The organism is Mesorhizobium album (genome assembly GCF_033977205.1).
Lineage (GTDB): Bacteria > Pseudomonadota > Alphaproteobacteria > Rhizobiales > Rhizobiaceae > Mesorhizobium > Mesorhizobium album.
In genome coordinates, this window is sequence record NZ_JAVIIW010000164.1 from 1 (window position 1) to 593 (window position 593).

Annotated in this window: 1 protein-coding gene; it reads right to left on the reverse strand. The window is 67.6% G+C overall.

Annotated elements, in window-relative coordinates; all coding sequences use genetic code 11:
• Positions 1 to 593, reverse strand: a 593-nt coding sequence (locus tag RFN28_RS34740; protein ID WP_320291618.1) for an aminotransferase class V-fold PLP-dependent enzyme, incomplete at both ends; no start/stop codon positions are given.

Here is a 593-nt window from a genome sequence, read left to right on the forward strand (position 1 = left end):
TCGACCCCGCAATCGAGCAGCGCAAGTTCGGCGGCGGCCAGCGATCCAAGCACCATCACCTCGTTCAGCCAGCCGAGATGGCCGATGCGGAAGACCTTGCCGGCCACCTTGTTGAGGCCGCCGCCGAGCGAGGTCTGGTAGGTGCGGTAGGCGCGCTTGACGACATCGGCGCTGTCGATGCCTTCCGGCACCAGGATGGCGCTGACCGTATCGGAGTGCCATTGCGGCGCCTTGGCGCACAGCTTCAGTCCCCAGGCATCGACCGCCTTGCGCACGCCTTCGGCCAGGCGATGGTGGCGGGCAAAGATGTTCTCCAGCCCTTCCTCGGCGATCAGGTCGAGCGAGGCGCGCAGGCCGCGCAGCAACTGCGTGGCGGGGGTGTAGGGGAAGTAGCCGGTATCGTTGGCGCGGATCATGTCCTCGAAGGAGAAGTAGCAGCGCCGGTGGGTGGCGACCCGCGACGCGGCCAGCGCCTTCTTGCTGACCGACAGGAAGCCGAGGCCGGCGGGCAGCATGAAGCCTTTCTGCGAGCCGGAGACGGCGCAGTCGACGCGCCACTCCTCCTGGCGGAAGTCGATCGAGCCGATCGACGA